Source organism: Caballeronia eucalypticola (assembly GCF_047608185.1).
In the GTDB taxonomy this organism is placed as follows: Bacteria; Pseudomonadota; Gammaproteobacteria; order Burkholderiales; family Burkholderiaceae; genus Caballeronia.
This window is the reverse complement of record NZ_JBLKRU010000019.1, coordinates 47854-61819: the sequence shown is the minus strand read 5'-3', so window position 1 is coordinate 61819 and position 13966 is coordinate 47854. Positions and strand designations below refer to the sequence as shown.

The window sequence follows — 13966 nt, the reverse complement described above, 5'->3', positions numbered from 1 at the left end:
CCCCCTTAGCGCGCAGGCGAGGGATCGGCCGGCGTGCGCACAATCTCGCGCTCAACCTCAGGTACAGGCGCACGCCCGGCGGTCGGACGTGCCCGGCGATCCCGTGCCGACGGCGCTTTGGGATCGAAGACTCTCGGTCGCGGCACCGGAATACCCTCCCGGCCAAACGCATCCAGCAGCTCTTCCGCGCGCTGCTGCACGCGCGCAATCGAACGCGCGCTGAACCCCTGCTCTCGCATGGCCCCGACCAATACAGCCAGGTGTAGAACCTTGTCCTCATCGGATACCGTCGAGCGTCGATGCTCCTGACGGTCCTCGCGCGCTGGCGCGTTGGCGGGAGCCGTCGCTGTACCGGATGAACGTTCGGAGCGACCCGCAGATTCGGCAATCGATCTATCACGCCGCACCACATCGACCTGCCAGGTATTCCGGTAAACGTCCTTCTCTTCTTCACCCACCGCCATGCCGTGGTCGTCAAGAATCGGCACCTTGACAGTCACGAGCCGCCGGCCCTGATTTTCCAGCGTAACGTGCTGCCCAGGTTCGGCGCGCGATGCAAGCATTGCGCGTTCAAGATCCACGCCCCAGACGACGCGGTCGGTGCCCCTCGCGTCGCGGAAAAGGACATAGTACGAGTCGCTTCGTGCAGGGTTATGCAGGTACGGTGCACTACCGTGCTCGCGCAGCTCGCCAGCATACTTCCGAGGGGTCTCGGGCTCGTCACTGACTACCTGTGGTTCAGACCGGTAGGATCGTGCCGGATCTCCGGAGATCGGAGACACCGGGCGAGCAGCGCCAGGTCTTTCCGTCTGGAAATCTGACGCCTTCGCCGGTGTACGGTTGTCGTCCGCGGGCAATTGCGTTCCGGTCGTGGGCCTCGACGCGTCCGCCTCAATCCGGTTGCTCAGGTGTGCCTGCCGGGCATCCGCCAGACGCGCGAGATCAGCGGCTTTCGGCTCATAGCCACTCACCTCGATACCGAGCAACGTCCCTTGCAGCCACACTTCGCTGCGAAATGCCTGATGTCCCGATACGCGGATGCGCTGCCACGATTTCGCCGCCACCATGTCGACCATCGACTCCACCACGTCCGGCCGGTTGTGTTCCGTGACGAGGTACGGTCCGAGATCCTCAAACGCGAGCTGATACGGTACGTCCTTGAGGAAATACTGATTACCCGCACGCAGGTAGCGCTTGCGAACACGCTCGGGCGGCTGGTCGATCGGCGCACGCGCTGTATCGCCGGCTCCCAACGACGCGTCTGGGGCTGGACGCGTACCAGGCTGCCGGGTCCCGGTTCCATCGCGGACCGCCTGATCACGCAGGCCGGCGCGCGCTGCGTCGAACTCGCGCCGGCGCCGCGCCGACACGGCATCCATCGCGGCCGCGTCCAGGTTGCGAGCGCGACCATCTTCACCGGACTGCTCCGCAAAGGCCATCCGCCCAGGAAGATCCTGCTCGATCACGTTAATGACCGGGTCCGAAAATAGCGTTGTTTCAGTCATGGTGGAACCTCTTACACATCAGATACGATTCGCCGTGGCCGGCGACACATGAGACGGTTCAACGGTCCGGCCCAGGAGGGTCCTGCGATGCGGCCCGCTCCTTCGACTGCTCCAGCGCTGCCGCGCGCGCCTCACGCACGCGTGCCCATGACCGCGCCTGCAACTGATCCAGCGTGCCCTCGAGGTTCGGACTGAAATTCAGCTCGCGTGCGGACTTCTTCAGCGAACCGACCGTGCGCTCCAGCAGGTCACGCGCGCGATCCCACGGATAGACTTTCGGCCGGTCTCCGTCGTATCCGATCTGCAACTCCGATCCGTTCATGCGGGCGTTCTCATCCATCCACCGGAGCCGATCCGACGCAAATTCCATCTGCTCTTTCGGATGGAAGACGACGCTGCGCGTTGCGACTTCTTGAATCAGGTAGTGCTCGGTGTTGAACACCTCGCCTTTATATGGGCCGCCGTTCTCGCGCGGTGTTCCCATGCGCAACGGTGTGCCAAAGCGGTGCTCGGCCAGCGCCTTGACTTCGATGGGCACATCTGCCGGAGCGAACAGCGGCTCGCCAATGGACGGGCGCGTCGCCAATGGCCGCGTTGCCGCAGCTGCAGGTGCATTAGCAGCCGGCGGCGATGCGGAAGACTCAGTCACTGCCTGCTCGGCTTCCGCTGACGCGCTCGTCGGCACGCGAGAGTCTGGCAGATCGGCCTGCTTCGGGGCACCGCGCTTCGCTGACCGGCGGCGCGAACCGCTCTCTGTGTCGTTCACTAGGGTTTCTTTCACACGGCTCATCATTTCCTCCTTTGGTTCGTCCAGTATTCCGTCGGCTGCCATAAACGCAGTCGACTCCAGCCCCTCGACCGCCGACTCAGCGTTGCCAAAGGCGATTTCCCGCAACCGATCACCGACATGCGGCAGGCCCGACAGCACCGCCATGTCGTTGAAGTCGGTCGGGGCTTTGTCGTCGATCCGTGCGCCCTCAGCGAAGGTTGGCAGCGCCGGACGCGCCTGCGACTGCTCTGCCGCCTGTCGGGCCTTGGCTTCGCCCGGCCCAAGATCCCCAAGGACAACCAGATCGGCATCGGGATATCGCTCACGCAGGATTTCAGCGACTTGAGGCAAGGTTCCACTCGACAGGACGGCGAGCGCCACCCAGCCCGTCGCCCGATGCGCAGACAGCACGGTCGCCATGCCTTCGCCGATCAGAATCGGTGAGTTGAGTTCGCCATCAGCCAGCGTAGGACCAGCGATCCAGTACCCACCTCTCTTCGCGCCGCCTGCCAGTGATGATTTACGGCCGTGTTCGTCAATCAGCTCGAGCGTCGAGATCGCTTCGCCGATCCAGCACGGCACCAGCAGCACCCGTCCCATGAGCGGCTGCTCGTCGCTCGCTGGAACGTAACCCAGCAATACATGCAGTTCGAGCGCCTCCAGCTCGCGCAGTGACCGCGTCGGCTCGAGATACTTGCGAACGAGATACGGGTGTTCTGGACCTACGGGTCGTGCCCATTGCCAAATTTCCTGTGCCTCCCGGGCCACCTCTGCGTGCCGGGCCTGCTGCCGGGCTTCGTCGCGCACCCTGCGTTCGAGCACGTCAGGGCGCGGCGCGAGCGCCGTAGCTATCCGGCCGGGATAGTGCCTGCGCTTCAGGTCGAAACCGTGCTGGCGCGCGAGCCAGAAGAGCGTTGCGAGCGTCTTGCCGCCGGACTCCCTTGCCGAACGCCAAGTGGTGCGCGCCGAGCGTTCGTTGTAATTGCCGGCCGTGCGGCTCCACTCGTCCCAGATCTCGAAGCCGGCGTCACCGAAGCCGTGCTTGAGCGCGAACGCCATGTCGACCCACGTGCCGTAGTCATGCGCAGGAATGACGGACAATGCAGCTCGCACGCGCGCGGTTTCATCCCCATTGACCGTGCTCATGGCCGGCCTCCCTGGATGGGGACAACATTCGGTCCGCCAACTGGCATACGTCCACGCTTCGCACGCGCGGATTTAGCCGGCAAGAGTTCCGCCACATCAAGATCTGCCACGGACAGCCAACGCGCCGCGCGCGCCACGCGCTCCGCCGGCACGCCAAGGAGCATGAAGTGCCGCTCGACGTAAGCCGCAACCTCGTCCTCGCTCAGGTCGGAAAGCCTTTGCGGCAGATCGCGCTGATCCCAGGCTTGCAGCACTTCCAGGTACTCAGTCGGCAAATGGATGAAGCCGGTACCATCCGAGTCGATCTCGTTGGGCTGCACCTCGCGCAGCCGCCGCTCTGCCTGAGCGCTGAAACGCGTGAGATTCATCGCAGGCACCGACGGCGCGGCCGATACGCGGGAGGCAAACACGGGATCGCGCCAGTAGCAAATCCGGTTGGCGAGTATCGGCTTGGTGTTCTCCAGCACGATGATTTCCTTGTCGCGGCCAAGCTCCTTTAACTCCTGCGGCAACAGCAAAGGTCGGCGCTGCTCGGACACGCTCTCGCTTGATCCGCCTCGTCCGCCGAAGATCCCGCTCGACCGGCTCACGCTACGCGACTGATCGGTGAAGGTACCGAGCATCTCGGAATAGTCGTTCGCATCCTTCTGCTCGCGCGGTGCAAAGAGAATCTGCATTGCGTGGTTCGTGAGGAAGGTGCGCGCATCGGCCCGGCCGTAGACGGATTCGAGTTGCGCCACCGACTGAACGACGGACAGCAGCCGCAGGTTATAGCCCGCCATGTAGGCCACCGAGCGCGCGATGATGTGGATCTTGCCGATCGCCGTCATCTCGTCAAGCAGCAACAGACACTGGAACCGGAGCGTCGGATCGGCCTCGGGCAATTGCTTCGTGTTGAGATTGACGAGCTGCGAGAACACGAGATTTACCAGCATCGCCGCCTCGGACAGATGGTCCGGTGTGATCCCGATGTAGACCGACATGCGGCGGCGACGCACGTCGCGCAGGTCGAAGTCGTTGGTGCTCGTTGCCGCATCGACGATCGGGTTCGCCCATATCGTGAGCGGCGCGTGGAATGTCGCGAGAATGCTCGCGAGCACCTTGTCGTCGTTTGACAGGAAGCGGTTCAGTGCGTCGACGCACTGCCCGGTCAGCAGATCCCGATGCTGGACGAGCGCACGCTGCAGGTACGCCTTGATCGGCATGCCGTTACCGGACGACTGCCGCAGCACCTCGCCCATCGTGACAGGATAGTCAGGGATGGATGCCCCTTTGCCTGCCCGTCTCGCATCTCGCCATTCGCACAACAGCAATACGATGCCGAGAAACAGATTGCGCGCCTGGTCCTTCCAGAAGTCATCGTGCCCACCCGGCGGATACAGGGCATAACCGATCGCGAGGATGTCCCCCACACGGAAGAGCCCCTCCGAGATCGCCGACAGTGGGTTGTATCGATGTGTGCGACCATCCTCGGCGAATGGATCGAACAGGTACACCTCTTGGCCATGCGCGCGCCTGAACCCTGCGGTCAACGCATAGTTTTCGCGTTTGATGTCGAGCACCACGACGGAATCGGGATAGCTCAACAGGTTCGGGATCACGATACCAACGCCCTTGCCCGAGCGCGCAGGCGCGGCGAGCAGCACGAACTGCTGCCCGGCGAAGCGCAGATAACGGCCTCGCCACACGCCTACGACGATGGCTGGGGTGTCTATGTTCATCTGCGCGTTCATAGCAACCCCGCCGCGCGGATTTCCGATTCGCAGGCAAAGCGGGCACTGCCGTAGAGGCGCCGGCGTCCGGTACTCGTCACCAGCGAATACAGCCCCATCGAAGGGCCACCCACCGCGACGAGTGTTCCCAAGAGCGCCGCACCTACCAGACGCCGGCCACCGTTCCACTGACCGTCATGCCAGGCGAGCAACGCATCGGGCCAGCCCCACAGTCCTGCGTGAAGTGGATTCACCCGTAGGCTGGCATACAGGAAGAAGGACGCGAGCCACAGCGACGCTATCAAACCTCCGATAGCGATCGCCAGTACAGCAACCGTGATTGCGGCCGTTCGCGCGTGATGCTCTGCGGCATTCGCAGCATCGGGATAAGTCGGAAATAGACGGTTCGTGTCCATACGGGCCTCACGCGAATGTCGTGCGGGCCTTGCCCACCGGATCGAACCAGACTTCCGTCATGCTCCAGCGCTTGGCGGTCTGTTCACCCTCCTCGTTGTAGAGGGCATGCGCTTCCACGTGCGCTACCACGTCAATGGTCAGAAAGAGCAGGCGTTTCAACGCCGCATCGTTATACGCCGCAGCTTCGGGGTGCTCTTTTGCCATCAACGCAAAGCGCTCGATCGCGACCGTGGCACTTGATGCGTGATAGCTCGTGATCGAGCCCGAGTGTCCCGTTGTCAGGAGTTTCAGGAAGTCGTAGGCTTCAGCCCCACGCAGTTCCGCGAGCAGCACCCGGTCGGGTCGCATACGCATCGTGCTCGCGATCAAGTCGGCCGGCGTCACACGCGCCTGACCGTGACCACCCTTGCTGTACAGAAGGTGGACGCAGTTCTCGATATGCCGGACGAACAGCTCACGCACATCCTCGATCGTCACGATTCGCTCGGTCGGCGGGATCGATCGGCAAAGGGTCTTCATGAAACTGGTCTTGCCAGAACCCGTGTTGCCGACGATCGCAATATTGAGCCGCCCGGTAACAGCCAGCTCGAAGAACGCGCCCCAATCGCGCGCTTCCAGACAGTGGACCCGCTTGCGATCAGCAGGGCGCAGCATGGGCAATGCCGCGTCGAGCCCATCCGGGCGATGCCAGACCGTATCGTCGAAGAGCCCCTCGTCCCGGTACGCGTCGAGCGTTTTCTCGCGTGCGGACGGCCGACGGATCGTGACCGATACCGTGCGCGGCGGTACGACTGGCGGCACCACGATCTGGATACGAGCATCACCCGGTAGCAATGCGGAAAGGACGGGATGTTGCGCCGAGACTTCCTGGTTCGTGAGCGTCGCGACGGCCACTGCGAACGACATCAGGCGCTCATAATCGAGATCGGTGTAGTCGTAGCCATACCAGCCGCGATGCGATTCCGTCAGCACGCGATGTGGCCGATTGATGACCAGTTCGGTCACGTCGGCGTCTTCCAGCAATCGCGCAAACGGCCGCATCAACTCCCGCACGGATGCATCGTCGGGAAGCCGAGCCATCACGGCGTCGGCGGACTGATCCCGCATGTCAGTATTGGCGATCATCGCGCACCCTCCGGCTGCAGCGCATAGACCGATCCGAAATCGAGATCCCGCGCCACAACGATCGTGAATTCGGCGCCCTGATTTTGTATCAGCGTCGGCGGGATGTTGATCGTGCTATCGAGCACCCGCGTGGCCATGTCGTTGCCCTGCCGCTGCGTGTTCTCGTAGACGACAGAGCCATTGCTGTTGGCGCCGCGCGTCGCCAGATAGCCGATGGCGTCCTGGGTCACGCCGAGCAGCATTGCAGCCCCGAAACGCGCGCCCCAGTGGTTGTCCACATAGCCGTCAATCCCCATGCGACCAAGTGCATCGGCTGCCGGCGAATCGATCTCGACGGTCACGCCATGCGGTGTCTCGATCCGTGCCGCCAGAATAAAGGTCCGTTTCTGCCCCGGCGAGAGGTTCGACCGGTACTGGCTGTTGATCTGCGAGCCCCGTTCAATCAGCACTACCCGGCCGTCGTCGGAGTAGACGTTCTTCGTCACGGTGCAGGTGGACAGTCCCGCCTCGGTTGAATCAAAAGCGGTGTCGCCTGCGCAATCAATCTTGGCTCCCTGCGCGAGGACCAAGCTGCGGTTGCCGAGCGTGCCCGCCGGGACTCGCGGCGTGGCAGTTGGCGTCAGCGCCTGGGCGAGTGTTCCCGGTCCACCCTGTCCGGCTGTGCTGATCGGGCGGCCCGAGACGATTGCCGGTACCGACGAGGCACCTCCCGTGACACCATCCGAAACACCTTCCGCCGCCAACGCGCCGGGTTCGTTCGAGACGCTCCCCGCTTGGCCGCCCGCTCCGGACGTGCTACCCGTCGCAAGCAGCGGCGCATCGTAGTAGCTGCGCGCAGACATTGGATGCGCAACCGCTGCAGGCGATCGGACCACGGCCGGCACCTGCCCAGGTTCTGACGTCGGGACAGGTGCACTCGCCGCGGGCGATGCGGATGCCGCACTCGCTGCGACCGGACCATCCCTGAACACCCGGCCCTGTGCAGGCGTCTGCGCCATCGCATCCCGACGGGCTTTGTTTTCTGCATCATGACGGGCAAGGAACGCATGGATCGTCCAGACCGCACCACCGCCCGCCAGGACGATGACGACGAGCGGTGTCAGCCACCAGGCCCGCGGGCGCGTCCTCCGGTACTGTCCGAGAGCCGGCATGCCACGATCTGTGAGCACCTCGGACGTGCCAGCGGAATCCCGGTCGTGCCCTGCCTGACTACGGTCGCTGGAATCATCCGGCTCGATTGTGTTGCGGGTATCGTCATTCATCGCCGTGACTCCGCAGGACACGCTTCACACCCATGACCGTCGTACCGTCATGGGGCGGCACGCCGTCCATGTCGTATGCGTCGTTCCAGATACCGACGACCTCGTCACCGAGACGCAGCACGAAGCACTTCGCCACCTCGTGGACCACGATCGTGTCGTCCTCCATGTGCCGGTCGACCACGCTTTCGGTGCCGTCTTCGGCCGCCCGGAAGATCGCGGGAATGCGCCGATTGTTTGGGATGCGGATATAGGTGAACCGGCCGTCGTCCCACGCCGCCGTCGGCGCGATGTCGTCGGAATGCGGCATCACCTGCATCGAATATCGGGTGTTACGCGCCACGGGCGATTGGCCCAAACGCTGCGCGACAATTTCCGTATCCGTTTCGGCGTGCGCCTGTGCTTTTACCTCGTCCGGGTACACGAACGTGACGCGATACATCTCGTCGCCGGTGCCGAACTTCGCCTTCAGGGGCAGCACCAACAGATCGAAGCTGTAGCTGCGTTTGTCGGTGCGGATCTCCAGATTCGAGTCGTGCGCGGCAAGCTGCGGCTTGAGGTACACGTCGTGGTCACCCCTGTTCGCTACCACTTGCCAGCCGTCGCGGTCGCCGGGCGCCACGACCTGGATCTGCTCATGCGGATCGAGCGCAATATGGGTGGCAAAGCCACGCTGCGCCTGGATACGCACGACAGCATCGGGTGCATACACTATCTGTCGGACGCGCGAATCATCGGACCAGCCAGGCAGGTCATAGGCGTGAACAACGGGGCTCACCATCATTAGCCCGACGAGCCAGAGCACCATCAGAGAAAGCGGTTTCATGGTGTACCTCCCACAGCCGTGGACGAGGCCGGCGGCGTGTATTCGGAATCGCGGCTATAGGCCGTTACCTTGAAGCCGAACGGGTTCGCAACCGCAACACTTTCGCGAGTAAAGACTGGCGGCCGGTAGGTGTATGCGAGCGTGATCACGAAGCGCTGCGGGGGCTCCGCATTCGCGAGGCCGTTCTTGAACGTCGTGCGCTCGATGTGCACGACTGCACGACCCGGTTCGTCGGGCGGCAGCGTGGTTGAGATAATCCGCACGCGCCGCTCAGTGTTAGGCCCGATCTGCCGGTCCAGCGCGCCCGGGCCGCTATAGACGCCACGGTAGTCGCGCGCCACCACGTCATCGCTCATGGCCAGCACGCTGTCGTAATCCATTTGCAGCAGGCCCCAGTCGTAGTGCTCGCGGGCACGCACATAGGCCTCGACCCAGTGCTTATCTTGGATCTCCTTCGTATGGACGTGACGCGCGTCGAGCACATCGATGACTTGGGATTCGCCCGTCAGCCGATCAACCTCGATCGGTAACGGCACAACCCGATAGAACGGCACCATGACGGCAAGTGCCATGACACTCAATACCGCCGCGCCGGCCGCGCCGTAAGCGACATGCCAGGCTCGGCGTTCGGAGCGCTCCTGAAGGTGCGTGAGCGACGCCTCGATGTCGAGGACGTGCCCGTAGTCGTCGGGCGCGCTCATCGTCCACCTCCGTCGGCCGGCGCGTCAGGCAATGCTGGCCAAACGAGAGACGTCGGAACCGGCGGCACGCTGTTGACGGGCACCCGATGGGATCCGTCCGGCAGGACGGGTTTCGGCGGTCCCGAAGAACATCCATCCGTAAGCATAACGAAATTTATAGCGAGAAATACAACCAGAAATTTGCACATGATCGCTCCCTCAGTTCCCGAACGAGGCCGGTACCATCTGATCCTGCAACCGAGTGGTGTTCCCCGCCCGGCTCAGCACCAGTTCGCTTTGCTGCTCGGCGACGAGCCTGTCTTCCGTCTCGGCCAGCATCCGGAAAAGCTGCAGCTTCGTCATCTCGTTACCGACCGCCGTGTTTTCGCTCTGGATGCGCGCCTGCAATTCCGCCACGCCTTTCGGATCCTGCGTGACGTCGATCTGCTGCATCAGGCTCTGGATTTGGTTCAGTTCCTGCAATTCGGTCTGGTACGCCTGCATGCCGAACGCCTTGTCCTGGAATGGCTTGTTCAGCGCGCGCTGGCACACCTGCTGGTCGATGCCAGTCTGGTCCGCGCAGTTGTAGATCTCGCTCGCCGAACGTAGCGCCTGGGCGCTGCCCGTGAGCCCGGCGTAACCTCCTTTCTGCACCGCCGTATAGACGCTCTGCCAGTTCGATGGCAGCGAGTTCGCGACCACCGGATTGTTAAGAAGCGCGCCGAAACCGCGCGTGCCGACCGTGGACTGGTAGATCTGGACCTCCTGCTGAACCTGCTGCTCAAGCTGGGCCACCGTCGCGATCGCCTGGATCACGTTCTGTGCATCGAATACCGGGATGCCCTGGGCGTGACCAACGGAGCAAAGCGTTGCCCACACGAGTGGCGCACCGGCTACCTTGAATCGTCCTGTCATGCTCGTCACCTCATACTCAACTGCCCTGTCCCAGATTGGCGCGCACGGCCCGCTGGTAGGCGGGTAACGCCCCATTCCCTGAAGCCGCTCCACCGCCCCCCGAACCGGTCTGGCCGCGAATCTTGCCACCGGAGCGCGGACCATTTCCGCCGCGGGTCATTGCCTGTCCAAGCGCTGTCGCGAGGCGGCGCGACGCAACACCCGCCACGAATGCGCCGACCCCGGACAGGGTGGCACCGCCCGACAGCCCTGACGCCACGGACGGCAATTGCCAGCCGACCATTGCCAGGAATATCGCGGTCGCAAACATGCCGAGTGCCGCGCCCCACGCTGCCGACGCTTCCAATGCCGCTTGGCCGGCCGCTACAAGTGAGGATGCGTTTGCACCGGGTGCTGACGTCGTCACCTGGAACGGTGCAAGCTCGGTGGAAAAAGCCGTTAGGGCCATGCCCAGAAACGCCGCCACTAGCACCTGCAGGAGGGCGTAGTTCGCGACCTTCGCGGTCCACGCTTCAAAGAAGCGCGCAGTGGGTGCGAACGCGGCGCAGGCAATGAAGATCGGACCGATCCCGAGCACCAGATCGAGCAGCATGCGGCCCATCACGACCTCGAACGCCAGCACGATCAGGAAAATCGAACCGCCAATCGCCGCTACGAACCCACACACGATGTCGCCAATGGCGGCGGCGATCCCGCTCGGGCTTAAGCCTTCGTGCGTGGCCTTTTCCGAATAGGCGTCCAGCACAAGATCGATCTGCTGGTCATAGCAGTCGAGCGTCTGGTAGATACTGGTGGCGTTGGTCGCCGTGACGGCGCTGCCGCTGACCGAACCGCATCCGGGATTGCCACCACCCGTCGTATTGGCCGCGTTCTGGATCGTCTGGGCGAGGCCCGACGTGGCGCCGCTCACCGCCTCCACCAGTTGCTGCTGGTAGACGCCACTTCCGAGTGCAAACGCGAGAATGGCGGCGACCTTGAGCCCACGCCACGCGAAGGCTGACACCGACTCGTGCGCCTCGCCCCGCACGATGGCCAGTCCATAGGCAATGACCCAGATCGTGACGGCCGTGGTCACAACGGGAACGAGCGCGCTGGAAAGCGCCGAAGACACGCTCGTGACGTAGGTCGACATGCCGTTCTCGAGCGTGCCGCCGATCGCGGTAAAGAGGCCGCTCATTGCATACCTCCCTTCTGCGCCGCCCGGCGCTTCGCGAGTTGGGCGTGGAAGATTGGCAGCCACACGTCGGGATCGTCCCCTACCTGCGCGCGGATCGTATCGAGCAGCTCCACGTTATCGGTCGTGCCGGACAGCACATCGAGCACATCGCCCAGCCCCGCGAGATCGAGCCGGCCGATGGCCGAGCGATGTCCCTGCTTGACGAGAAACATGCGGCTGTTCTCGCCAAGATTGCGGACGGTGTTGAACTCGGCCTCGGTGAGCTTGAACCCGTGCACATAGTCGTCGAAGTCTGCCCGCGGGTTCGGCAGGAAGAAGAACGTCGCGCTCTGCTCGATCAGTGCGCGCGCGATATCGCTGTGCAGCACGTCGGCCGGCGACTGCGTGTCGAAAATTCCCAAGCCGTTTTGCTTGCGGATCGTCTTCTGCTTGTTCTTCGCGAAATCCGTGAAAACGGGGTCGGAGAGCCGCTTCCAGAACTCCGTCATCACATAGATGAAGCGCCGACCGTCGATCAGGCTTTCCGTCAGATGCAGCAGGTACATCGTGACGGGCGTCGACACTTCTGCATCGTCGAGCAGTTCGGTATCGTCAAAACCAAAGAGGTTCGCGCGCGTGAGATCCACGCAATCGGCTGGATTGTCGAGCACCCAGCCAAGCCGTCCGCCGGCGCACCATTTCGCGAGCCGCGCGTGCAGGCTGTTTTCCCCCACATTCGGGAGCAGTTGCCGCACCATCGAGAGCCGCCGCAGCGACTTGTCCATGCGGGCGACTTCCCGTACTGCGCGCGAGATATCGAGTTCGTCTCTCGCGGACAGTGGCGCGCTCGTATCGACGAGCTTGCGCACCAGCCGCTCCCAGAAGTCGAGCACCGATGCGTCGGGCATCAATTGGAACGGATTCAGTCCGGTCGGCTCACCTCGGCGAAATACCGTATAGATACCGCCCATCGCCCGGATGGCGATCTCGGTACCCCGGTCCTTGTCATACAGCACGGCGGTCAAACCAAACTTCATCGCCATGGCGAGCAGGAACAGCTCAAGCACCGTCTTGCCGGCGCCGGCCTGGCCGATGATCTGTGTGTTGGCAAGAGCCTTCTCGTCGGCCGAGTCCTGTTTCTCCGCCGTCACGTGGAAATTGAGATACAACGGCTGGCCGCTCGGCGTCTTGACGATCGTGATCGCCTCGCCCCATGGATTGCCGTCCCGCTTACCCGTCGCGAAATTGTGCATGCTGGAGAGACCACAGAAATTGCGGGACGTGAGCTTCGCCTCCCTTGGCCGGTAGCGCCAGTTGCCCGGTAACTGCGCGAACCACGCGGCGTCGGCCACGAGGTCGATCAGTGCAGTCTGGAACCCCGCATCGGCCAATTGCGTGCGTGCCTTCGCGACATGCTTCGACACCTCCTCGGCCGTGTCCGCAAGCACCGCGAGCGAATAGTGATACTCGCCAAGCACGAAATCGCCGTTAATCAGGTCGTTGAGCGCCTGATCCATCGCCTCGACCTGGGAGATGGCCACATCCTCTCCAGCGATAAGCTGGTTGCGCTGCCGCTCAAGCGCTTCCTTCGCACTGGGCTTGTCGAGAATCGTGAAGCTTTGCGTTTCGATATATTCGAAGTCACCATACAGCAGGCCGTTGAGCATGCCGGGCTCGGTTTCCTCGGGATAATCCTTCAGATCGAGCAGTGCGGCGTGACGCGTTGCGGCCGGCATGCGGATCTCGACCTTTTCGACGCCAACAAAGAGGCGTGACGTCGGCAAAGCTTCACAGATCGGTCCGGCGGGAACAGGCTCCGACTCCCAGACGCCATTGACGAGATAACCGAGCAGTTCCAGCGCCGACGAAAACCGGCGAAGCCGCTTCGTGATCGGGCTCGACTTGCGATAGACCCCGAGCGCCACCGGATCATAGGGTTTCAGGCTTGACTCGACCTGAGCGGCGAGCTCGTCCATCACCTTGAGCGCTTCCTGCTGGTCGCGCCGGATGTCCTCGCGCGTACGGCGCGCGGCGCGGCTGAAGACACGCCCGACTTTTGTGCGGTGGGGCCGATAGACAAGCGTCAGGTAGAGCTCGTTGGCCATCATCCGGTATCCGGCGAAGCTCGCGTAATAGCGCGTGGCGAGTTCCTGGCAGAAGCGATTCCCGTACGGCGTGGCGAAGTGGTCCGAAACACGCCGGCGCAGACGATGCGACCAGAGTGCTACGTGGCCGCCAGGCAGAGCCCGAACCAGTTGATTGAACCCGTCGTGACGCACAAGGATGTCAGCCGGATCAGCGGCTTCGAACGCGATGCCCGCCAGTTTCCAAATCAGCAGATAGTCGCCTTCGCGCGTCTTGATAATGCGGTCCGTGACATGAGTCGAGTACGGGATGGTGTCGGCAAGCGCAACCTCCCGAGTCGCGACGCCGCCGTATTTCAGGTTGGCCGGCAT

General features: G+C 63.2%; 11 protein-coding genes. All 11 read right to left on the bottom strand.

Annotated elements, in window-relative coordinates; translation table 11 throughout:
* Positions 1 to 5 precede the first annotated feature (5 nt).
* Positions 6 to 1505 (bottom strand): LPD7 domain-containing protein, encoded by a 1500-nt coding sequence (locus tag ACMX25_RS21790; RefSeq protein WP_414952150.1) that lies wholly within the window; start codon positions 1503 to 1505, stop codon positions 6 to 8.
* 58 nt (positions 1506 to 1563) lie between these two features.
* The gene (locus tag ACMX25_RS21785) at positions 1564 to 3420 is read right to left on the bottom strand and encodes a PriCT-2 domain-containing protein (protein WP_414952149.1); all 1857 of its coding nucleotides are present in this window, start codon (positions 3418 to 3420) and stop codon (positions 1564 to 1566) included.
* On the bottom strand, positions 3417 to 5153 hold the full coding sequence (locus tag ACMX25_RS21780; protein ID WP_414952148.1) for a type IV secretory system conjugative DNA transfer family protein: 1737 nt from the start codon (positions 5151 to 5153) through the stop codon (positions 3417 to 3419). The genes ACMX25_RS21785 and ACMX25_RS21780 overlap by 4 nt, the downstream gene beginning before the upstream one ends.
* Positions 5150 to 5548, bottom strand: a complete 399-nt coding sequence (locus tag ACMX25_RS21775) for a hypothetical protein (protein WP_414952147.1) — start codon at positions 5546 to 5548, stop codon at positions 5150 to 5152. Before ACMX25_RS21775 ends, ACMX25_RS21780 begins: the two co-directional genes overlap by 4 nt.
* Before the next feature lie 7 nt (positions 5549 to 5555).
* Positions 5556 to 6674 (bottom strand): P-type DNA transfer ATPase VirB11, encoded by a 1119-nt coding sequence (virB11, locus tag ACMX25_RS21770; RefSeq protein WP_414952146.1) that lies wholly within the window; start codon positions 6672 to 6674, stop codon positions 5556 to 5558.
* A complete protein-coding gene (virB10, locus tag ACMX25_RS21765; protein WP_414952145.1) occupies positions 6671 to 7936 on the bottom strand; it encodes a type IV secretion system protein VirB10 in 1266 nt (421 codons plus the stop codon). Before virB10 ends, virB11 begins: the two co-directional genes overlap by 4 nt.
* Positions 7929 to 8759: a TrbG/VirB9 family P-type conjugative transfer protein gene (locus tag ACMX25_RS21760; RefSeq protein WP_414952144.1), complete on the bottom strand. Its 831-nt coding sequence runs from the start codon at positions 8757 to 8759 to the stop codon at positions 7929 to 7931. The genes virB10 and ACMX25_RS21760 overlap by 8 nt, the downstream gene beginning before the upstream one ends.
* Positions 8756 to 9460 carry a VirB8 family type IV secretion system protein gene (locus ACMX25_RS21755; protein WP_414952143.1) on the bottom strand — a complete coding sequence of 235 codons (705 nt, stop codon included), beginning with the start codon at positions 9458 to 9460 and terminating at the stop codon, positions 8756 to 8758. The genes ACMX25_RS21760 and ACMX25_RS21755 overlap by 4 nt, the downstream gene beginning before the upstream one ends.
* A gap of 198 nt (positions 9461 to 9658) precedes the next feature.
* A complete protein-coding gene (gene virB5, locus ACMX25_RS21750) occupies positions 9659 to 10354 on the bottom strand; it encodes a P-type DNA transfer protein VirB5 (RefSeq protein ID WP_414952142.1) in 696 nt (231 codons plus the stop codon).
* 16 nt (positions 10355 to 10370) lie between these two features.
* Complete coding sequence (locus tag ACMX25_RS21745) at positions 10371 to 11531, bottom strand: TrbL/VirB6 family protein (RefSeq protein WP_414952141.1); 1161 nt, start codon at positions 11529 to 11531, stop codon at positions 10371 to 10373.
* A complete protein-coding gene (locus tag ACMX25_RS21740; RefSeq protein ID WP_414952140.1) occupies positions 11528 to 13966 on the bottom strand; it encodes a VirB4 family type IV secretion/conjugal transfer ATPase in 2439 nt (812 codons plus the stop codon). Before ACMX25_RS21740 ends, ACMX25_RS21745 begins: the two co-directional genes overlap by 4 nt.